This is a genomic window from Pseudomyxococcus flavus (assembly GCF_050038885.1).
GTDB lineage: Bacteria > Myxococcota > Myxococcia > Myxococcales > Myxococcaceae > Myxococcus > Myxococcus flavus.
Genome location: NZ_CP143624.1, coordinates 2012990 through 2032608 on the forward strand (window position 1 = coordinate 2012990; position 19619 = coordinate 2032608).

General features: G+C 70.9%; 16 protein-coding genes. 11 read left to right on the plus strand and 5 right to left on the minus strand.

Annotation, left to right across the window (positions count from 1 at the left end):
- Positions 1–7 precede the first annotated feature (7 nt).
- Complete coding sequence (locus VZL07_RS08445) at positions 8–3211, plus strand: hypothetical protein (RefSeq protein ID WP_426754841.1); 3204 nt, start codon at positions 8–10, stop codon at positions 3209–3211.
- A 121-nt stretch (positions 3212–3332) separates the two neighbouring features.
- Positions 3333–4586: a phosphoglycerate dehydrogenase gene (gene serA / locus VZL07_RS08450; RefSeq protein ID WP_426754842.1), complete on the plus strand. Its 1254-nt coding sequence runs from the start codon at positions 3333–3335 to the stop codon at positions 4584–4586.
- Between the two features lie 12 nt (positions 4587–4598).
- Here serA and VZL07_RS08455 read toward each other — a convergent pair whose 3' ends face one another.
- On the minus strand, positions 4599–6005 hold the full coding sequence (locus VZL07_RS08455; protein WP_426754843.1) for an FAD-binding oxidoreductase: 1407 nt from the start codon (positions 6003–6005) through the stop codon (positions 4599–4601).
- A gap of 177 nt (positions 6006–6182) precedes the next feature.
- Between VZL07_RS08455 and VZL07_RS08460 the strand changes: the two genes are divergently transcribed.
- From VZL07_RS08460 to VZL07_RS08475, 4 genes are all read left to right on the plus strand, one after another.
- Entirely contained in the window at positions 6183–6560 is a 378-nt protein-coding gene (locus tag VZL07_RS08460; protein ID WP_426754844.1) for a hypothetical protein, read from the plus strand.
- A gap of 30 nt (positions 6561–6590) precedes the next feature.
- Positions 6591–8384 (plus strand): hypothetical protein, encoded by a 1794-nt coding sequence (locus VZL07_RS08465; protein ID WP_426754845.1) that lies wholly within the window; start codon positions 6591–6593, stop codon positions 8382–8384.
- Positions 8385–8569: 185 nt separating this feature from the next.
- Complete coding sequence (locus VZL07_RS08470; RefSeq protein WP_426754846.1) at positions 8570–11485, plus strand: carboxypeptidase regulatory-like domain-containing protein; 2916 nt, start codon at positions 8570–8572, stop codon at positions 11483–11485.
- A gap of 135 nt (positions 11486–11620) precedes the next feature.
- Complete coding sequence (locus tag VZL07_RS08475; RefSeq protein ID WP_426754847.1) at positions 11621–12109, plus strand: STAS/SEC14 domain-containing protein; 489 nt, start codon at positions 11621–11623, stop codon at positions 12107–12109.
- Positions 12110–12120: 11 nt separating this feature from the next.
- On the opposite strand, the gene VZL07_RS08480 is transcribed toward VZL07_RS08475, so the two are convergent.
- From VZL07_RS08480 to VZL07_RS08490, 3 genes are all read right to left on the minus strand, one after another.
- Entirely contained in the window at positions 12121–13212 is a 1092-nt protein-coding gene (locus tag VZL07_RS08480) for a hypothetical protein (protein ID WP_426754848.1), read from the minus strand.
- A gap of 109 nt (positions 13213–13321) precedes the next feature.
- Positions 13322–13675: a hypothetical protein gene (locus tag VZL07_RS08485; protein ID WP_426754849.1), complete on the minus strand. Its 354-nt coding sequence runs from the start codon at positions 13673–13675 to the stop codon at positions 13322–13324.
- A 1-nt stretch (position 13676) separates the two neighbouring features.
- Complete coding sequence (locus tag VZL07_RS08490) at positions 13677–14369, minus strand: carboxypeptidase-like regulatory domain-containing protein (protein WP_426754850.1); 693 nt, start codon at positions 14367–14369, stop codon at positions 13677–13679.
- Positions 14370–14631: 262 nt separating this feature from the next.
- On the opposite strand from VZL07_RS08490, the gene VZL07_RS08495 reads away from it, so the two are divergent.
- The 3 genes from VZL07_RS08495 (at position 14632) to VZL07_RS08505 (ending at position 17345) form a co-directional block, all read left to right on the plus strand.
- Positions 14632–16008 (plus strand): M28 family metallopeptidase, encoded by a 1377-nt coding sequence (locus VZL07_RS08495; protein WP_426754851.1) that lies wholly within the window; start codon positions 14632–14634, stop codon positions 16006–16008.
- A gap of 144 nt (positions 16009–16152) precedes the next feature.
- Positions 16153–16782 (plus strand): hypothetical protein, encoded by a 630-nt coding sequence (locus tag VZL07_RS08500; RefSeq protein WP_426754852.1) that lies wholly within the window; start codon positions 16153–16155, stop codon positions 16780–16782.
- Positions 16783–16799: 17 nt separating this feature from the next.
- Positions 16800–17345, plus strand: coding sequence for a hypothetical protein (locus VZL07_RS08505; protein ID WP_426754853.1), 546 nt, complete (start codon positions 16800–16802; stop codon positions 17343–17345).
- A gap of 26 nt (positions 17346–17371) precedes the next feature.
- On the opposite strand, the gene VZL07_RS08510 is transcribed toward VZL07_RS08505, so the two are convergent.
- Complete coding sequence (locus VZL07_RS08510; RefSeq protein ID WP_426754854.1) at positions 17372–17911, minus strand: sterol desaturase family protein; 540 nt, start codon at positions 17909–17911, stop codon at positions 17372–17374.
- A 97-nt stretch (positions 17912–18008) separates the two neighbouring features.
- Between VZL07_RS08510 and VZL07_RS08515 the strand changes: the two genes are divergently transcribed.
- Complete coding sequence (locus VZL07_RS08515) at positions 18009–18737, plus strand: TetR/AcrR family transcriptional regulator (RefSeq protein ID WP_426754855.1); 729 nt, start codon at positions 18009–18011, stop codon at positions 18735–18737.
- Positions 18738–18783: 46 nt separating this feature from the next.
- Positions 18784–19485, plus strand: a complete 702-nt coding sequence (locus VZL07_RS08520; protein ID WP_426754856.1) for a lytic transglycosylase domain-containing protein — start codon at positions 18784–18786, stop codon at positions 19483–19485.
- Positions 19486–19619: the final 134 nt, after the last annotated feature.

Here is a 19619-nt window from a genome sequence, read left to right on the forward strand (position 1 = left end):
ACTCCCGATGCCCTACCTCCCCCTGCGCTGCGACTGGACGCACTTCGCCCCTTCCCAGGAGACGCTCGCCGTCACCTACGACCCGCCCGACGAGGGCAGGCTCGTCTCCGTGCGGCTGGAGGTGCGCGACTACGCGAACACCCTCGTGTACCAATCGGATGCGCTCGACTGCCGGGACGGTCCGGCGGACGTCACCTGGACGGGCGCGCTGAACGTGGGCAATGACGCCCGCCACGAGCCCTTCGCCACGCCCTTGCGCGCGCCGTACACGCTCCAGGTCGACGCCGTCATCGAAGCGGACGAACGCGACGGCCTCCGCCAGCCCGAGGACCTGCCCAACACCGAGCTGGACAGCGTGATGCCTTGCGAGGCCCGCAACGAGGAGCCCCTTGCGGAGGGGCGCGTCCCGCCGCCACCGCCCTCCACCACCGCGCGGGTCGACGTCCTCTACCATTCGGTGGAGGTCGTCCGCGGGCCCTGGCTCGCCACCGGCGAGGCGTTCGACCGCGGCACGGCCGCCAGCATCTGCCACAAGCTCAACCAGCTCGGCTATTACGCCGGGCCGCCGGCGCGGGTGGCGGTCCACACGGACCTGCTCGACAAGGCCAAGGAGCGCTTCCTGCGCAACCACGGTGACCTGCGCCGCGCCGTCGAGGCCCCCACGGACGACCAGTTCGAGGACGCGCTGGACGGCGCGCTGGCGGACGCCCATGGCGCGCGCCCGACGCTGGCGGATGCCCAGAGCCACCCCATCCCGGAAGGCACGGCCCTCCCCATGGGAGCCGGAGACCCGCTGCGCGTCTACGTGGAGGCCGTCGGCTTCGACGAGGACCTCGCCAACCAGACCGACGAGTTCATGCGGCAGATCCCTCCCAACCGGAACAACGGGGCCATCGACTGGGGCGCGCTGCACAACAAGACGACCAGCGAGGCCGGCAAGCTCAACCGCCCGCTCGTGCCGCTCGAGGCCGTCATCTACCTCAAGGGTCATGACGGGAGCCGGGTCGCCGCCCCCCGGGCCGTGGGCGCGGTGCGGGTGGACTGGTCCGCTGCCGAGCCTGGCGAGGACGTGTCCCACCTGCCCCTGGATGACCGCCTGCACTGCGGGACGCGGGCCTATATCAACCGCGTCCTCCACAGCGACTTCGTCGACCTCACGCACGACGGCAACACGAACTGCCCCGAGGCCTACGGCGGCATCCGCACCCGGGTGGACAACTTCCGCAACCCCTTCTGGCGGGAGCCCCAGCCCTACGCCCCCCATGCCGCGCCCACGGAGGACGCCGGGAGGAAGGTGCTCTGGGTGCCGGCCTTCACGGATGGCGACGCGCATCCGAGCCGCGTGGGACGCGCGGGCATCTACTTCCAGCCCTCCCTGATTGCGGGCGACCGCTACCGGGTGCGCGCGCGGCTCAGCTACGCGGGCCGCGACAACGCCCTCGCGCTCGAGGCAGCCAATCCCGTCTGCCAGTACGAGACGCGCCCCATCGTCGTCTGGCGGCGGGTGGAGGTCTTCGGCATCGTGGGCTGGCCCCTGCGCGACCATGGCCACCTGCCGCAGCAGTGCCGGGCCCGCTATGCGGAGGCCTACCTGGAGGTCGACTTCTCCCGCACGCGGTACCGGCGCATCTCCGAGGTCATCGACGACGCCGACTACGCGAGCTGGTTCAACCACATCCGGACGAACATCAAGCCCTCCGTCGCCAGCGTCGTCGGCCTGCTGGACACCACGCAGGTGCACGACGACAGCCCCGTCGTGCGCCTCGCCCCCGACGCGGAGCTCACGTCCGACCAGAAGAACGACATCTGGACGTTCGTCAGCGACATGTTCAACGAGCTGGTGAGCACGCCGGACGTCCCCAGCGCTGGCGGATTCCTGCTCTCACGCATCTCCGACAAGCTCCGCACCGGACATGCCCCCTGCGGCGGCATCGTCATGCTCGAGTACAGGCTATCGGACGACATCCGGGAGGCGCTCAGGACCTCGGACGTGGGAGAGATTCCCACGACCTCCAACGGCAACGGCGACCTGATGGGCATCATCGACCAGAGCGTGAACGCGAACGCCGACTACGTCTTCACCCACGAGGTCGGCCACTGCTTCTGGCTGACGCACCATGAGGCCTCCTCGGGCGTGGTGCGCGAGCACCACGATGCGTTCGACCACAACTGCATGATGAGCTACCCCGACTGGGACGGGGTCCGGCCCCAGTATCCGCACCAGGCGCCTGACCGCTACGACCCGCACTTCTGCGGCAAGTGCAACCTCAAGCTGCGCGGCTGGAACATCACCCACGACGACATCCTGGCGCTCGACGCGCCCGCCGCTCCCGACGCGCTCACCACCCTCTTCTATTACGACCGCGCCGACCCCGGGCTGCAGTGGGACGTCGAGCTGGGACACGTGCGAGACGCCTTCACCCGCGTCTCGCGCGGCCCGTTCCGCGAGCGCTACTTCGACCGGAACGCGGACTTCAACACCTGGATACAGGACCTGGGTGACTGTGACGTCTATCACCATGTCACCCACGGGAACGTCCGCTGCTCGAGGCACGGGTCGCGGCTCGCGTCCATGGACATGGCCATCCCGCGCTACCCGACGTGGTGCCGGAATGATGAGGCCAAGGTCGAGCGGCTCGAAGCCGAGGAGCGGCAGCTCTGCGTGGACACGGGCTTCGACCCCAACGCGCTCACGGCGTGGGCGAAGAAATCCCTCATCACGCCGGAGACGTACTGGCATGACCTGAGCAGCGTCATCCAGTGGACCGTGAATGGCGACGACTCCAGCCAGGACGTCGAGTTCACCTACGAGCAGCTTCAGCGGGCCTTCAAGCAGGGCCGCAGGCCCCCTCGCCTGCTCGCCTTCTTCAGCTCGTGCCTGCTTGGCTGGGAGAAGCGCTTCGCCAGGCTCTTCATCGACAAGGGCACGCCCTACGTCATCGCCTTCCGCAGTCGCTACCAGACGTCGCAGGCGCTGCCGTTCAGCCAGGAGTTCTACCGAATCCTGTCGCTCGGTCAGTTCGCCCCCAACGTCGTCAGCAACGCGTTTCTATCCGCCGCCCTGGAGTACCCCCACGCGGAGCCGTGCCTGTTCACATCGGACGGCATCATCCGCTGCACCGCGGAGACCCGGTCGGGACGGGCCGCGGCGGTGCACGAGCTCCAGTGGAAGGACAAGGCCTTCGACGAGCCGCGCTTCCCGGCCCCGTGACGCACGGTCGGGGGGCCGTGCCGCCGCTCCCCGAGGTGCTGCTGCCGGGTGGCGGACGCCCCGGCATGCGGCGCCATCCCGCCCTTGACAGCCTCGGAGCCGAGGTCTAACGCAAGGCGCCATGAGCACTCCCCAGTTCCCGCCCTCTCCGACGCGCGCCATCAGCAACGAAGGCCCCTTCCGAGCCCTGCTGCTGGAGAACATCCACCCGTCCGCGGGGGAGATGCTGGCCGCCGAGGGCTTCCAGGTGGAGCGCCTCTCCTCCGCCCTCAAGCCGGAGGAGCTGGCCGAGCGGCTGAAGGGCGTGCACCTGCTGGGCATCCGCAGCAAGACGACGGTGCCGCTCGCCGCGCTGGAGCACGCGGAGAACCTGCTCGCCATTGGCGCCTTCTGCATCGGCACCAACCAGGTGGACCTGACGTCCGCCAACACGCACGGCATCCCCGTGTTCAACGCGCCCTTCAGCAACACGCGCAGCGTGGCGGAGATGGTGATTGCGGAAATCATCGTCCTGACGCGGCAGCTCTTCGACCGCAGCCGCGAGGTCCACGCGGGCCAGTGGCGCAAGGTGGCCACCGGCAGCCATGAGGTGCGCGGCAAGACGCTGGGCATCATCGGCTATGGCCACATCGGCTCGCAGCTGGGCGTGCTCGCCGAGGCGCTGGGCATGCGCGTCCTCTACTACGACGTGATGACCAAGCTGCCGCTCGGCAATGCGCAGCCCTCCGTCACCATGGAGGAGCTGCTCGGGGCGTCCGACTTCGTCACCCTGCACGTGCCCGCGCTGCCTTCCACGCACATGATGATGGGCGCCGAGCAGATTGCGCAGATGAAGAAGGGCGCCTGCCTCATCAACGCCAGCCGCGGCACGGTGGTGGACATCGACGCGCTGGCGCGGGCGCTCCAGTCCAAGCACCTGGGTGGCGCCGCGGTGGACGTCTACCCGGAGGAGCCGGAGAGCAACTCGGACGGCTTCGTCACCGCGCTCCAGGGGCTGCCCAACGTGGTCCTCACGCCGCACATCGGCGGCTCCACCGAGGAGGCCCAGGCCTCCATCGGCAAGGAGGTGGCCACCAGCCTGCTGAAGTACTTCAAGGCGGGCGCCAGCACGGGCGCGGTCAACTTCCCGCACATCGAGGCGCCGCTCATCCCGGGCACGCACCGCATCCTCAACGTGCACCGGAACACCCCGGGCGTGCTGCGCGACATCAACCGCATCGTCTCCGACCTCAACGCCAACATCCACGCCCAGGTGCTCAGCACGGACGCCAACATCGGCTACCTGCTGATGGACCTGGACCAGGACGTGTCCGCGCAGGTGTGCGAGGCCATCGCCGGGCTGGAGACGGACATCAAGACGCGCATCCTGTCCTGACGTCCGGCGCCCTCAGGCATCCAGCACCTTGCCCGGGTTGAGGATGCCCTGGGGGTCCAGCGCGCGCTTGAGGGTGCGCAGCAGGGCCAGCTCCGCCGGCGCGCGCGAGTAGCCCAGGTAGTCCTTCTTCAACAGGCCGATGCCGTGCTCGGCGGAGATGCTCCCGCCGTGCTTCTGCACCAGCGCGAACATGGTGGGGTCCGCCTGCTTCGTGTGGGCCAGGAACTCCGCCTTGTCCATGGCGTCCGGCTTCATCACGTTGACGTGCAGGTTGCCGTCGCCGATGTGGCCGAAGAGGCAGATTTCCCAGCCGGGATAGCGCGCGCTGAACACCGCCTCCAGCTCCGCGCAGAAGGCCTCCAGTCCCGCCACGGGCAGGGAGATGTCATTCTTGTGCGGCAGGCCGGTGGCGGAGAGGCTCTCGCTGATGCCCTCGCGCAGGGCCCACAGCTCCGCCGCCTGCGCCGCGCCCTGGGCCTGGACGCCGTCCGTCACCAGCTCGCGCTCGAACAGCGAGCCCAGCCAGCCCTCCACCGCCGCGGCGTCCTTCGCCTCCGCCTCCAGCAGCACGTAGCAGCCGCTGGGCGTCTCGAAGGGCGGGCGCAGCTTGCGGTGGCGCTGCAGCCGGTCCATGCACTTGTCGGTGAAGAACTCGTAGGCGGAAATGGTGAAGGCGGGCTGCCGGCGCGCGTCGCGGAACAGGCGCAGCACCGCGGCCACGTCCGGCACGGCGAAGAGGAACACGTCCTGCCGGCCGGGGAGCTGGGTGAGCTTGAGGGTGGCCTCGGTGATGACGCCCAGGGTGCCCTCGCTGCCGATGAAGAGCTGGCGCAGGTCCGTGCCGGTGTTGTTCTTCTCCAGCGCGCCGTTGAGCTCCAGCACCTCGCCCTGGGCGGTGACGACCTGGAGCCCCAGCACCCACTGCCGCGTGAGGCCGTAGCGGATGACCTTCACCCCGCCCGCGTTGGTGGCGATGTTGCCACCCACCGTGCTGGAGCCCTTGGACGCGAAGTCCACCGGCCAGGTGAGGCCGTGCTCCGCGCAGTGGTGATGGACGGCCTCCGTCACCGCGCCCGCCTGCACGCGCACCGTGTTGCCGAGCAGGTCCACCGGGCCCATGCGCGTCATGCGCTGGAGCGACAGCACCACCTCTCCCCGGGCCGCCACCGCGCCACCCGCCAGGCCCGTGCGGCCACCGGAGGGCACCACGGCGACGCGGTGCTGGTGACACAGGGCCAGCAGCCGGGCGACCTCGTCCGTCGTCCGGGGAAGCGCGATGGCGGCGGGGGCGGGCGTGTAGACGCGCGTCCAGTCGCGGCCGTACTCCTGGAGCTCCGCTGGCTCCCGGGTGAGGAAGTCGGCGGGGAAGCCCTCGGTGATGGCCTGGAGGAAGTCGGCGGGGAGCGCTGCGGTGGACATGCCTGTAGGCGTATTGCAGCCGCCCCGCCGTGACAAGGTGCAGCATGGGGCGGCCGTTGGGCGGTGGCATTGGCCCCGGGCCGCGCCGGATCCGCCAAGGAATCAGGGGGAGGACGTATAGGGCGTGGGCACATGGCGGAATCCGCCCGTTTTCAGCCCCTCCGCGAGGAACCCCTCATGCCGAAGTCCCTGTCCCGGTGCGTCCTGGCCCTTCCCCTCTTCGCGGCGCTGTTCGCCGCGCCCGCCGCGATGGCGGAGGATGCCCCCATCGGCAGGTCCTATGTCTTCACGACCGTGGACGACTACAGCATCAGGCTCGATGGCGTCATCAATGTCACGGGTGTGCTCCACGGCGAGGAGGAACCCCGGACCGTGACCTTCAAGGTCATCCTATCGCATGGCGTTGAGGCGAATTTTCAGACGTTGGGTGGCCGCTGCGACCGGATGGCGCTGCTCGCCATGACGAAGCCTGGCGCGTACCTGTTCACCATGTCAGTGGAAACGCATCCGAGCAATTATCGCCAGTTCGCCTGCAAGCTGACCCGCGTCCCCTAGCCCCCCACGCGGATGGCACGAACGACGCCCATGGGGACGAATCGACGAACGTGGCTGGCGTTGGCGCTGACCGTGGCGGGCCTCCTCGCGGGGTGCTCATCGGGCGCAGGCCCCACGGATGAGGACGCTGACGGGGATGGGGTCGCGGACGCAGCGGACTGCGCGCCCGATGACGCGAGCCAGTGGCGACTCCTGGAAGGCTACGCGGACGAGGATGACGACGGCGTGGGCGCTGGCGCGAAGCGCGAGGTCTGCGCTGGCGAACAGCTCCCGGCGGGCTGGAGCCCGCAGAGCGGCGACTGCGCTCCCGACGACGCAGCCCGTTGGCGTGAGCAGGCGGGGCTCTACCTTGACCAGGACGGGGACGGAGCGACCACGGAAGGCCCGGTGACGGCCTGCGTGGGAGACACGCTCGAGGGCTACCGCGAACAACCGGGCGCGCCTGACTGCGATGACACCGACGCCCGCTTCGCGGCCTCCATACAGGTCTGGCCTGATGGGGACTTCGACGGCATCGGCAGCGGCGAGCCCATCTCCCACTGCGAGGGCAAGGACCTGCCCCGGGGCTACGCGGCGGTCGACGGAGACTGCGCGCCGGAGGACCGCGCTCGCTCGACATGGCGCGACTACACCCACCGGGACGCGGACGGAGACGGCTTCACCGTGCCCGAGGAAGGCCGGGTCTGCTCCGGTCTGACACTGCCCGCCGGCCATTCCCTGGAGGCGCGCGGCCTGGACTGCGACGACACGAACGCCGCGCAGTGGAGGGAGCGCACCGTCTACGTGGACGTGGACGGAGACGGCTTCGGCAGTGGCGCCCCCGTCACACGGTGCGCCGGCCACACGGCGCCTCCCGGCTACGCGCTGGACCGCGAGGACTGCGCCCCCGAGGACGACACGCGGTGGCAGTGGCGCTCGTATGCCCACCGGGACGCGGACGGAGACGGCGACACGGTTCCCGAGCAGGGCGTGACCTGCAGCGGCGCGGAGCTCCCTCAGGGCTATGCGCAGTGGCCCACCGGCAATGACTGCGACGACCGCGATGCCACCGTCATGGTGAGCTGGCTCGTGTACCCGGACACCGATGGTGATGGCTTCGGTACGGGCACGCGGCAGACCTTCTGCGCGGGCCGCCAGATGCCCACGGGCTACTCGGCGGTGAACAGCGACTGCGACGACGCGAACGCCACCGCCTGGCGCTTCCTGGCCTATTCGCACCGGGACGCGGACGGAGACGGCTTCACCGCCCCAGCGACGGGAACGGTGTGCTCGGGCCAGACGCTGCCCTCCGGCTACGGCACGGCGCCGCGCGGGAGCGACTGCGACGATGCGGACCCGGCCCGGCACACCACCGTCCAGGCCTGGGCGGACACGGACGGAGACGGCGTGGGCGCGGGAGACGCCGTGGCGCTGTGCACGAATGGCACGGTGCCCGCCCCCTGGTCCGCGCTGAGCACGGACTGCGCGGAAGAGGACCCGACGCGCTGGCGGGGGATGTCCTACTTCCACGTCGACCGGGACGAGGACGGCCACACGCGGCCCGAAAGCGGCTCGGTATGCACGGGCACCACCCTGCCCGAGCCCTACTTCACCCAGGCCACGGGCAACGACTGCGATGACGCGGACGCTTCGCTCTACCGCTGGGCCGTGCTGTACCCGGACGCGGATGGTGATGGCGTGGGCACGTCCCCGCGCGAGAGCTCCTGCATCGGCGCACAGGCGCCCTTGGGCTTCTCGTTCAAGGGCTACGACGTGGACGACTCGGATGCCTCCATCCAGGAAGACGCCGAGGACGACCTGCTGGTGGACCTCATCCTCCAGTAGCCCGCGGGCCTGGGCGACACGAGTCACTGGCGACCCACTCGACTCAACACGCTCCGGGTGGCAACAGCAACGTGAAGAACGAGCTCTCCGATGCGCCCCGAGGCCGCTCTCGGAACCCTCCTCGGGGCGCCGCCAGCACACCCCTGTCGTTCGCACACCCCACCTCCTTCCGAGCGGAACCTCACATGCGACTCGCTAGCCCCGCGTGGCTCTGGGCCCTCCTCCTCGCCCTGTCGGCCTGTTCCTCCTCGAGTACGTCGTCCCCCGGGGATGGTGGCACCCCATCCCCCGATTCGGGCACCGAGCCCGGGCGCATCTTGGGGCAGGCCGTTCTCGAAGGGGCCTCGTCCCACGACGGCATCTCCGTCTCGCTCCAGGGCAGCGGGATGAGCGCCACGACGGATGCGGAGGGCCGCTTCACCCTGGAGAACGTCGCCCCGGGCACCCACACGCTGGTGGCTCGCAAGTCGGGCTACGGCGAGGCCCGCCAGTCCGTGACCGTGCAGTCGGGTGGAACGGCCTCCGTGCGGCTCGACCTCCCCCGAGGGCGAGGCGGCATGCTGGGCACCGTCCAGGTGGAGGGCCTCCTGGACGCCTCGGGCGTCACCGTCACCCTGGTGGAGACGGGCGCCAGCACGACGACGGACGCGCTGGGACACTTCACCTTCACCGACCTGTCCCCGGGCATCTACACCGTGAGGCTCCAGAAGACGGACTACCTCACGACCGAGCAGACGGTGGACGTGCGGGTCGGCGGAGCCACCCTGGTCACCATCCACCTGCCGCGTGAGCGGGGCAGCGTGGCCGGTGTCATCCAGCTGGACGTCGCCGCCCCCCATGCCGCCACGGTCGTCACCCTGGTGGAGGCGAACGTCACCACGACGACGGATGTCGACGGCCGCTTCGTCTTCGAGAACGTGATGACGGGCACGTACACCGTGCAGGCGCGCCGGGACCACTACGCGGAGGCGCAGCAGTCCGTCGAGGTGCGCGCGAACCAGCAGAGCCAGGTCACCCTGACGCTGGCGCGCCTGCGCGGAGACGTGGTCGGCACCGTCGCGCTCTCGGATGGAGCCAGTCCCTCGGGCGTCCGCATCAGCGTGACGGAGACGGGCGCCACCGCGGTCACGAATGCGCAGGGCGCGTTCTCCATCACCGGCGTTCCCACGGGGACGTACGCCTTGACGGCCCAGAAGGACGGCTATGCGACGGGACAGTCTTCCGTCACGGTGCGCGCGGGCGTGGAGACGTCCGTTTCCATGACGCTGACCCGGGCGCAAGGCAGCGTGACGGGCACGGCCCTGCTCGAGGGCGCGAGCAACCACGCGGGCATCACCGTCACGCTTGCGGGCACGGGGGCCTCCACGACCACGGACGCCCAGGGCCGCTTCACCCTCAGCAACGTTTCCTCCGGCACGCACACGGTGGAAGCCCGGATGAGCGGCTACGCCGTGGCGCGGCAGTCCATCGAGGTGCGAGCGAACCAGTCGACCACCGTCTCGCTCTCGCTGACGCGCGAGCGTGGGAGCGTGGCCGGCGTGCTCCAGCTCGCCGACGGGAGCACGCCGGTGGACATCACCGTCACCCTGGTGGGGACGGCCTTCAGCACGCGCACGAATGCCGCGGGCCAGTTCTCCCTCAGCGGCGTGCCCACGGGCGCATACACCCTGGAGGCCCGGAAGGAGCGCTTCGCCGCGACCCAGCACGCCGTGCAGGTGCGCGCGGGCGAGCAGACGCAGGTCAACCTCACGCTGGCCATCGCGCGGGGACACATCGCCGGCGTGGTCATGCTGGAGGGCGGAACCACCACGTCGGGCATCTCCGTGGCGCTGGTTGACGGCGATATGACGCTGACGGATGCCCAGGGGCGCTTCGCCTTCAATGACCTCCCCACGGGGACCTATACCCTCACGGCCTGGTGGACGGGCCACGGCGTGGAAGAGCGGACCGTGGAGGTCCGGTATCAGGAGACCACGACGCTCTCCATCACGCTGCCGCGCCTGCTCGGCGAGGTGACGGGCACCCTCCAGCTCGAAGGCGAGAGCAACCACGCGGGCATCTCCGTGTCGCTCGACGGCCATGACGCCACGGCGACGACGGACGCCCAGGGCCGCTTCGTCCTCCAGGGCGTGCCCGAGGGGCCGCACCTCCTGTCCGCCTGGAAGGCCCACTACGCGAAGGCGGAGGCGGCGCTGGACGTGAGCGCGGGCCAGTCCAACCCGGTCAGCCTGTCGCTGAACCGCCTCGAGGCCCCGGTGCTCACGGCGCCCGCCCTGGCGGTCCAACAAGGCTACCTGAAGCTGACGGGCGCCCACTTCGGCGAGGCGCGCGGCGACATCACGGTCTCGATTGGCGGCGTGGACGTCGACGAGTACGTCACCTGGTCGGATGCGGAGGTGGTGGTGCGCGTGCCAGGGAGCCTCTCCTCCGGCGTGCACGAGGTGGTCATGTCCCCTGACGTGGCCTGGCGGCCCGCAGCCACGGCCTCGCTCCGCGTGCTCCGGCAGCGGACCCTGGCCCATGACGCCCTCTGGGGCATGGGCGTCCGGCCCGACAACACCGTCACCGTCTGGGGCCCGTCATCGAACGACGTCACCCGGGTTCCGGCCGGGCTCGCGGACGTCGTGAGCGTCGCCGCGGGGGAGGATTTCGCCGTGACGCTGAAGGCGGATGGAAGCCTCGTCACCTGGGGCGGCTCGACCGCCCTCCCCGTGCCCGCGGACCTGTCCGACGTGGTCGACATCCACGCGAACGGCACCTATGTCCTCGCCCTCCGGAGCAACGGCACGGTGATGGCCTTCGGGACGGAGCCCTCCGCGCAGACCCGTGTCCCGGAAGGGCTCCAGGACATCGTGGGAATCGCTGCATCGAAGGATGCCGCCCTGGCGTTCAGAGCCGACGGCGCCGTCATCGCGTGGGGGGAGAGCGCCGATGGCCAGACCGCCGCGCCGGCGGACCTGACCCACTGCGCGGCCATCGCGGGCGAAGCCTCCGACCAGCGCCTGGTGCTCCGGCAGAACGGCACCGTCGCGCACTGCGGGGACGTCGCTCCCTCGTTCCTGCCGCCGTCGGGCCGGGTCCTCCGCGTTCCCGCCCGATAGTCCCCAGGTCGCGTCAGCGCTCCGTCTCCGCCACTTGAAGACGGAGCGCGCCACCCGAGCAGTGGACATGCCGCCTCTCCTGCATTTCAAGGAATACAGGTTGCACACGACACCGTGCCGGAGGAACACTCCGGTATGCTCGCACCCCAACGGAGAGACGCGGCGATGATGGCCCCGGTTCAGCTCGACGCGCCCGACATCCAGGACGTGGTGCGGGGCCTGACGCTGGGGCTGGCCTACGTGGGCACGGTGCTGGTGGTGGCCCACAACGCGCAGCCGCCCTCAGCCGACGACTGGGCGCGCTACTGCGAGCTCATCGCGCGCCATCAAGGCACGGCCACCGCGCAGCTCGTCCTGGCGGAGGGACCGGGCCCGAACGCCACCCAGCGGCAGCAGGCGCTCAACCAGGTCCCCAAGGACTACGTCATTCCTCCCACGGCCGTGTTCACCCGGTCCGCGCTGGTGCGAGGCGTGGTGTCGCTCTTCAACTGGTTCACCCCCCGGGCGATGCGCGCATTCGTCCCCGGGGACATCGCCGCCGCCGCCAGGCACCTGGGGATGAGCGAGGCCCAGGTGCAGCGGCTGGTGGACGTCGCCCAGGCGGTGCGGCCCGAGGGCCCCTAGCGGCGCACGGACTACGGCTTGATGCCCTGCCGGATGCGCAGCTCCTCGACGCCCTTGAGCGTCTTCGGCGCCGCCAACAGCAGGTCCTGGCTGATGAGCTTCCCATCCGCCGGGACGCACTTCCCGGAGACGCAAGCGGAGTACGCGGGACAGGGGGACTCGCACTGGAAGGACTCGGGGGACACCTGGCAGGTCTCCGCGCAGTAGCCGGACAGACATGACTCGTGCCGCGTGCACGGCTGCCCATCCGGGAGCTGGCACAGCTTCGTGGCGCCACACTGCGAGGGCGGCTTGCACTCGGCGTCGCTGTCGCAGCGCCCATCATCCCGGCTGCACCTGCGCTCCGCGTTGCAGAAGAAGCTGGCGCAGTCCCGGTCCTGCTCGCAGGGCTGCTCCGGCTCCAGCAGGCAGACCTGGGAGCCGAGCGCGTTGACGCACGAGAGCCGTCCCGGGCAGTCCGCCTCGGTGGCGCAGTCCTTCCCCAGCGGCACCGTGCAGCCCACCCCGGGCTCACAGAAGCCGGTGATGCACTGGGTGCCCGCGTCGCAGGGCTGTCCCTGGGAGGCCAGACACACGCTCCCGCCGTTGCGCGTCTCGCACGTCAAGCCCCTGCCACAGTGGCCGTCCGGGCACGGCGCGCCCGGGCCGGGCTCTCCCGCGCGGTGCGCGGCGAGCAGGGACGCCACCGTCCCGAGCAGGATGAAGGTCCCCACCGCCATCACCGCCCGGCTCATGGGAAACGCCTTCGCGGCGGGCGGGGTCTGCATGACGTCGAAGGCCAGGGCCGGCCCTTCCACGAAGCGCGTCTCCGGCAGGGCCGCATCCTCCACGCGCAGGTGGAAGGTGAACCGCCCCGGCGGCATTCCGGGCGGCACGCGAAGGCGGACGGTGACTCGCTGCGCGGCCTTCGAGGGGAGCTCGCGCTCCGCATCGCCCTCCAGGAAGAACCACTCACGCCGTGAGCGGGGGCCGGGGACCACCGTCAGCCGCGCGCGCACGGACGCATCCAGGACGTTGGTGACGAGGAAGACGGCCTCGCCCATCCCACTGGAGGACAGACGAGGGGCGTCCGTGATGGCGGAGACATCGAAAGCGCGAGACATCGACCTGCTCTCTTGGAGGACCGTGCGGAATCAGCGCGTCAGCAGCGCTCCCCCTCAGGCCCGGTGGTTCCCCCGTCACCCGGCCTGCCGCGGAAGGCTGTTCACTCCTTCAGTCGCCCGGGCGGCGCACCCGCGGCGGCGCCACGCCCCCCGCCAGCAGGGACTGGGCCCCTTCCCACGCGCCGTCATCCTTCCACGCGGCGGCGCCGGGCGAGGACGCACGCGGGCAGCCCGCCTGCGCCTCCCGGATGGAGGGCGGTTCGTGCGGTGGAGGCCGCCGCGCGGGCGCCGCGTAGGCGGAGAACGCCTCCGGCCCCAGGCCCCAGGCCGCGAACACGTCCGGCTCGAGCGCGTCAGGCACGCCCCGCATGGGCGGGGCCCCCCGGGGCCACGGTGAAGACTCCCGGACGTCGGTGCACGGCGCCTCCTCGGAGACGACGGGCGACAGGTGGCTCGGCGACATGTCACTCCTCCTTCAACGGCAGACGGATGAGCAGCGGCTGGGGCTCGGCGGCGAGCACCTCGGGCCCCAGCTCGAGCAACTCCCCCTTGGCCCGCACCTCCAGCCGCCCGAGCGACGCCATGGGGGGCACGCGGGGAAACCGGAAGCAGCCCCGGGCATCCGTCCGCGTGGTGAGCTTCAGCGTCGGCAGCTCCACCAGCGCGCCCGGAATCGGCACGTCACCCGGCCCGACGACACAGCCCAGCAGCGCCTCCGCGGGCGTCTGCGCCTGGGGCACGGCGGGGAAGAGCACCCGGTGGATGACGGGCGAGGCGCGCTCGCGCCGCACGGGGACGCGCAGGCGGAAGCAGGGCCGCGGCGCGGTCCTCAGCCCCGCCCAGACGGTGGTGGGCACCGGCGTGAGCTCCACCTCGAAGTCCGCCTCCTCCATCGCCGCGAAGACGAGTTCGCCCAGCAGGCGGTGCGCCCGCTCCGGAGACTCCGCCCCCGCGGTGATGAGGTAGCAGACCGAAATCTGCAGCGGCCCGCGTCCACCGCCACCGCCCCGGACCGGCAGCGCGGGCCCCAGCTCCAGCAGGTAGAGGCAGACGCCTCGCTCGAGCGATTCGCGGTCCGGCACTCCCAGGAACACCGGGACATCGCCGGCAATGCGGCCCACCCACGCCTTCAAACGTTGATCGACTTCGTCGATCATCCGGACCCCCCGTCCTGGGCCGGTCGACCCGGGCTGTCACAGCCCGGTGCTCTCCGGGCTTGCAACGTGTCACCGGCCTCCGAGTGCAGGTATTGACCGAAAGGGCGGAGGGACGTCGGACCTTCAACACCCTTCGGGAAACCCCTGACACGCGACCCAACCCGCCGGAATGCCGAGGGAAAAGAAGGCACACAACTCGCGCGCATCCGTGACGGATAATTCCACGACGCGCCTCCCCCTCGCGCACCGGGATTCCTCCACCATGGCCACGAAAGTCAGCGACAGCCCGCGTCCCCTCCCCTCGATTCCGCCGCGCACCGCCGTGGCCAGGGACACCCAGCCGCCCGAGGCCGCGAAGCCGGCCCACGCGCCCCCGGGCTGGAACGCGGACCGCTTCGAGTCCACCCGCGCGCCCCGGCCGCTCGTCTGCACCGTCCCCACGCCGCCGCCGACCGCGCCCGTGGAGCCCGCGCCGGAGCCGGAGGCCGACACGGCCGCGGTGGACTCGGACCCGATGACGCACATCGCGTACCTGTCCTCGGACGCGCTCCAGGGCCGTGACAGCCCCTCGGCGGGGCTGGATGCCGCGTCCGCGTACGTGCAGCAGCACGTGCAGAAGTACGGCCTCGTCGGCCCCAACACGAACAACCCGGACAACCCCTTCGAGCAGCGCTTCGACGTGTACTCGTTCACGGGCAGGCCCGGCGCCCGGGGCGAGGCGGGCGAGCACGCGCACGCGCCGGGAGCCTACGGGCACGCGCTGTTCGACAACGGCTTCTACCTCGACGACGCCATGCCCGCGGAGACGCTCGCGTTGCTCAACCAGAAGTACGAGCAGGCGATGAGCGCGCGCGGCCTGCCCCTGGCGCCGCCGCGCGAGGGCACGCAGCGCGGCGTGGAGGAGCTGCGCCAGCTGGCCTCCGCGTCCGGACAGGCGGTGAACACGATGGCGCTGCTGCCGGGCTCGGGGCCGAACAAGGACGAGGTCATCGTGGTGATGGCGCACCTGGACCACGACGGCGTGGACCGCCGGGGCAACGTCCTCAACGGTGCGGACGACAACGCCTCCGGCAGCGCGGTGCTGATGGCGGCGGTGCCGGAGCTGGCCGAGGCGGCGAAGCGCGGCGAGCTGGACCGCTCCGTGCTGTTCCTGTGGACGGGCGCTGAGGAGAAGGGCCTGGTGGGCTCGCAGTACTTCGTGGACCACCCGATTCCCGGCCTGGGCCTGGAGGAGATTGCCGGCGTCATCAACGTGGACATGGTGGGCCGCTGGGACGACCAGCGCCTGTCCGTGGTGGACACCGACTCGCGCGGCCAGCCCAACTACTTCCGCGAGGTGCTGGCCCAGGCGAACGCGCAGCTCGCGGACCCGTTCGACCGCATCAACCAGGACATCAACGTGTTCCGCGACCGGCAGGACGGCGCGTCCTTCGGGCGCAAGGGCGAGGACGTCCTCTTCATGTTCGAGGGCCTGTCCAACCCCAACGGTGGCGGCGACCTCATCCCCGAGTACCACCGGCCGGACGACGACATCGACCTCATCCTGCGCGACAACGGCGGCGAGAAACCGCGCCGCATCAAGGATTTGATGGTGAACGTCATCGAGCTCGCGGCCAACCGGTCCGCCGCCGAACCCTGAATTCACGGCGGCGAGGGGGACCGCCAATGTCGGATATCCGCGAGGAAGCGGCGTCTTTTCACCGTGATTCTCCACGGCGCCGCTTCTTTTTCCGCCCGGTCGCGCGAATGATGGCCACCGGGCCGGAACACGCTGGAACACGACATGACGATGGCGACATCCTCGACGAGACGACGAAGGGCATTTCCCCTGGGACGGCACGGCGCCGCACTCGCGTGTGCCCTGGGGCTCGGGGCCGCGACACCGGCCCTGGCCCAGGACGGGTCGGACACCCCTCACTTCTTTGGCCTCATGCTGGACGCGGGCGCGCCCCACGGCGTGGGCCTGTCCGCGGTGCTGCGGCCGCTGCCGTGGCTGCGTCTGCAGGCGGGCCCCACCACCAACACGCTCAGCTTCGGCCTGCGCGGCGGCCTGAGCGTCCTGCCAATGCAGACCTTCATCGCCCCGTCCTTCAACGTGGAGGCGGGGCACTACTTCGGCTCGGACTACAACGAGGTGGTGGACTGGCTGGGCGCCAGCCCGAGCCGCGGCAGCGAGAACATCCGCGACGTGACGTACAACTACGTCACCGGCAGCGTGGGCCTGGAGGTGGGCTCGGCCAGCCGCTTCAACTTCTTCCTCCACCTGGGGCTCAGCTACGTGGACCTGGGCGTGGATGACGCGAGCGCCCTGCTCCAGGACGCCACGGACGACCCGGACGTCACCGCGCGGAATCTGTCCGTGCGCGCCACCATGCCCTCCGTGAAGCTGGGCTTCATCCTCTACTTCTTCTGAGCCAGGAGCCGATGACCATGCGAAAGACCTCCATCCGCGCCCTGCTGCTCTCCAGCATCGCGCTGCTCGCCACCGGCTGCGAGTCCCTCTTCTTCATCGAGGCCGAGGCCGAGGAAGTCTGCAAGACGGAGCGCGACCTGTCCTTCCCCGCCGCGCTGCCCATCACCGTGAACGTGGAGCGGAGCATCACCTTCCCGCTGGGCGACCTCGCGGACCCGCTGCCCGATGACACCGAGGTGGAGACGGAGCTGCGGCTGCGCCTCTTCGAGGTGACGGCCGACACCGACCTGAGCGGCATCGAGCGCGCCAGCGTGTCCGTGCGCGAGCCGGGCGGCAACCAGACCCACGTCATCGGGGAGTACACGCGCACCAGCACCGCGGCCCGGCGCTCCATCCAGCTCACCAGCACCGGCCCGGTGGACCTGCTGGACCTGGCCCGGGAGCCCGAGCTCGAGTTCATCTTCGACGCCCGGGGCTCGCTGCCCTCGGAGGACTGGACGGCCTCCGTGCGCGCCTGCGCGGGCGTGAAGGCGAACGCCAACTACTTCGACCTGGTGTTCTGAGCCAGGCGCCCCTCGGGGCGCCGCCGCTACCGGTGCCCGGAAGCCGTCGCGTGCTTCCGGGCCGCCACGGGCGCGGCCACCGGCTCGGGCCGCGCGGTCGGCTGCACGTGGAGGAACTCCCGCCGCGTGCCCATGACCAGGTCGAAGAAGGGGTGCGTCACGCACCAGTTCGCGTTCTGGTCCCTGCCCATGTGGTGGTCGTAGTGCCACGGCAGGTGCTCACGCGCCCACTGCGGGTCCAGGTGCGCGCGCCGGTGCACGAAGTAGTAGTTCGCCGCGCAGGCCCACACCGTCCCCACGAAGAAGGGCGCCACCGGCAACAGCGGCGCGTGCGCCAGCGCGAGCACCGCCAGCCCCAGCAGCTCCTTCGTCTGCGCCGACCAGGTCCACAGCGAGCGCATGTACTGGTCATCCACCATGTCGTTGCGCCGCGACTTCTGGTGATGTTCATGCCAGTGGAAGCTCCAGAAGCTCTTCCGGTTCTTGCCCAGGCCGTGCAGCACGGACCTGTGGAGCACCCATTCGCCGAAATTGGAGTAAACCCAGCCCAGGGGGATGCCGATCATGGTTGCCTCCGGCGGAGCGCCCGGCCGACGCTCCGCTACCAATAATGACTATTTGGTCACTCTTTTTCTACCGCGCAATGGATGGGAGCGCACGTCAATGGCGAGCCGGAGCGGCACGCGGGCGGACGACGCACGGGAGACGGACAAGCGGGCCAGCCGGCCGGGCAGCCGCCGCGAGGCCCACCGTCGCGAGCGGATGCAGGAGCTGGAGGACGCCGCGCTGAAGCTCTTCCTGGAGCGCGGGCTGGACGGCGTCACCATCGACGACATCACCCAGGCGGCGGGGGTGGCCAAGGGGACGTTCTACCGGTACTTCGAGGACAAGGCGGCGCTGGTGGACGCGCTGCTGGAGCCGGTGCGCCGCGAGCTGCTGGCGGGCCTGGAGACCTGTGGCCACGCCCTGGCGGACGCGCGCAACGTGGAGGCCATGTTCGACGCGTATCGGGCCATGGCGGCGGTGATTGCCAGCGCGCTGCTCCAGTACCCGGGCGTGGTGCGCCTGTACCTGCAGGAGTGCCGGGGCCCCGCGGTGGGGGCGCGGACGAAGGTGGCGGAGCTGGCGCGGCTGGTGGCGCGACACGCGGTGGACATCACCGAGAAGGCGCACACCCACGGGCTGCTGCGGCCCATCCGTCCGGCGGTGAGTGGACTGGCGGTGGTGGGCGCGGTGGAGCGGCTGCTGCTGGCGGTGCTGAGCGAGGAGGACATCGGCAACCCGCTGGAGTTGCCGGACGCGCTCACCACGCTGGTGCTGGACGGGCTGCGGCTGCCTCCGGAGGCCCGCCGCGGGCGCCGGAAGCTGGACGGAGGCCCCAAGCGCCCCTAAGGGTGGAGGGGTGGGACGCAAGCGGGCGGCACAGCGTGGCGGCGGGATGACGGTGCCCGGTTGGGCGTGGTGGCTTCCGTGCGCGCTGGCGCCCGTGGTGCTGCTCAACGTCGCGGTGGCGTGGTTCGGCGGCAGCTTCGTGTCGCCCCTGTCCTTCTCGTTCCTGAAGGCCAAGGCGGGAGCCCTCCAGGCATACCTGGAGCACCGGCCGTCGTGCCTGCTGGAGGGCCACGCGCCGCTGGAGCCGCTCATCGACGCGGCCGAGCGCCGGCACCGGATTCCGCCGGGCTTGCTGCGCGCGCTGGTGCAGGTGGAGTCGGAGACGCGGGTGCACCGCATCTCCCCCGCTGGAGCCATGGGGCCCGGCCAGCTCATGCCGAGCACCGCGGCCATGCTGGGCGTCAAGGACCCGTTCGACCCGGAGCCCGCGATTGATGGCAGCGCGCGCTACCTGGCCGAGCAGCTCCGGCGCTTCAAGGACGTGCGGCTCGCGCTGGCCGCGTACAACGCGGGGCCCGGGTCCGTGAATGGCCGGGTGCCGCGCAACGGCGAGACGGAGTACTACGTGCCCAAGGTGCTCGCGGCCTGGGAGCTGACGCGGCCTCCGCCGCCGCCTCGCCGCGCACCGGCGGCGGCACGGCCCACGGCCCGGTCGAAGCAGGCGGCTCCGGCGCGCGCGAAGGCGCCTGCCTCCGTGGCGAAGGAGGCCAAGAAGCCCTCGCCCCCTGTCGCGAAGGGCCAGGGCTGAGTGCCTCGGCGGCAGATGCGCTGTGCCATCAGGGATGAGCGCAGCGAGGGCGCCCCAAGGACACGTCCTCCGAAGCGGTGGCATGTCGTTGTCGCTTCTCAAGCGTCAGGTGTATTGCCGCGCCAGCTTCGCCC

Coding starts and splice junctions, on each gene's coding strand:
- VZL07_RS08445 (WP_426754841.1), top strand. CDS start 8: ATGCCCTACCTCCCCCTGCGCTGCGACTGGACGCACTTCGCCCCTTCC.
- serA (WP_426754842.1), top strand. CDS start 3,333: ATGAGCACTCCCCAGTTCCCGCCCTCTCCGACGCGCGCCATCAGCAAC.
- VZL07_RS08455 (WP_426754843.1), bottom strand. CDS start 6,005: ATGTCCACCGCAGCGCTCCCCGCCGACTTCCTCCAGGCCATCACCGAG.
- VZL07_RS08460 (WP_426754844.1), top strand. CDS start 6,183: ATGCCGAAGTCCCTGTCCCGGTGCGTCCTGGCCCTTCCCCTCTTCGCG.
- VZL07_RS08465 (WP_426754845.1), top strand. CDS start 6,591: ATGGGGACGAATCGACGAACGTGGCTGGCGTTGGCGCTGACCGTGGCG.
- VZL07_RS08470 (WP_426754846.1), top strand. CDS start 8,570: ATGCGACTCGCTAGCCCCGCGTGGCTCTGGGCCCTCCTCCTCGCCCTG.
- VZL07_RS08475 (WP_426754847.1), top strand. CDS start 11,621: ATGCTCGCACCCCAACGGAGAGACGCGGCGATGATGGCCCCGGTTCAG.
- VZL07_RS08480 (WP_426754848.1), bottom strand. CDS start 13,212: ATGTCTCGCGCTTTCGATGTCTCCGCCATCACGGACGCCCCTCGTCTG.
- VZL07_RS08485 (WP_426754849.1), bottom strand. CDS start 13,675: ATGTCGCCGAGCCACCTGTCGCCCGTCGTCTCCGAGGAGGCGCCGTGC.
- VZL07_RS08490 (WP_426754850.1), bottom strand. CDS start 14,369: ATGATCGACGAAGTCGATCAACGTTTGAAGGCGTGGGTGGGCCGCATT.
- VZL07_RS08495 (WP_426754851.1), top strand. CDS start 14,632: ATGGCCACGAAAGTCAGCGACAGCCCGCGTCCCCTCCCCTCGATTCCG.
- VZL07_RS08500 (WP_426754852.1), top strand. CDS start 16,153: ATGACGATGGCGACATCCTCGACGAGACGACGAAGGGCATTTCCCCTG.
- VZL07_RS08505 (WP_426754853.1), top strand. CDS start 16,800: ATGCGAAAGACCTCCATCCGCGCCCTGCTGCTCTCCAGCATCGCGCTG.
- VZL07_RS08510 (WP_426754854.1), bottom strand. CDS start 17,911: ATGATCGGCATCCCCCTGGGCTGGGTTTACTCCAATTTCGGCGAATGG.
- VZL07_RS08515 (WP_426754855.1), top strand. CDS start 18,009: ATGGCGAGCCGGAGCGGCACGCGGGCGGACGACGCACGGGAGACGGAC.
- VZL07_RS08520 (WP_426754856.1), top strand. CDS start 18,784: ATGACGGTGCCCGGTTGGGCGTGGTGGCTTCCGTGCGCGCTGGCGCCC.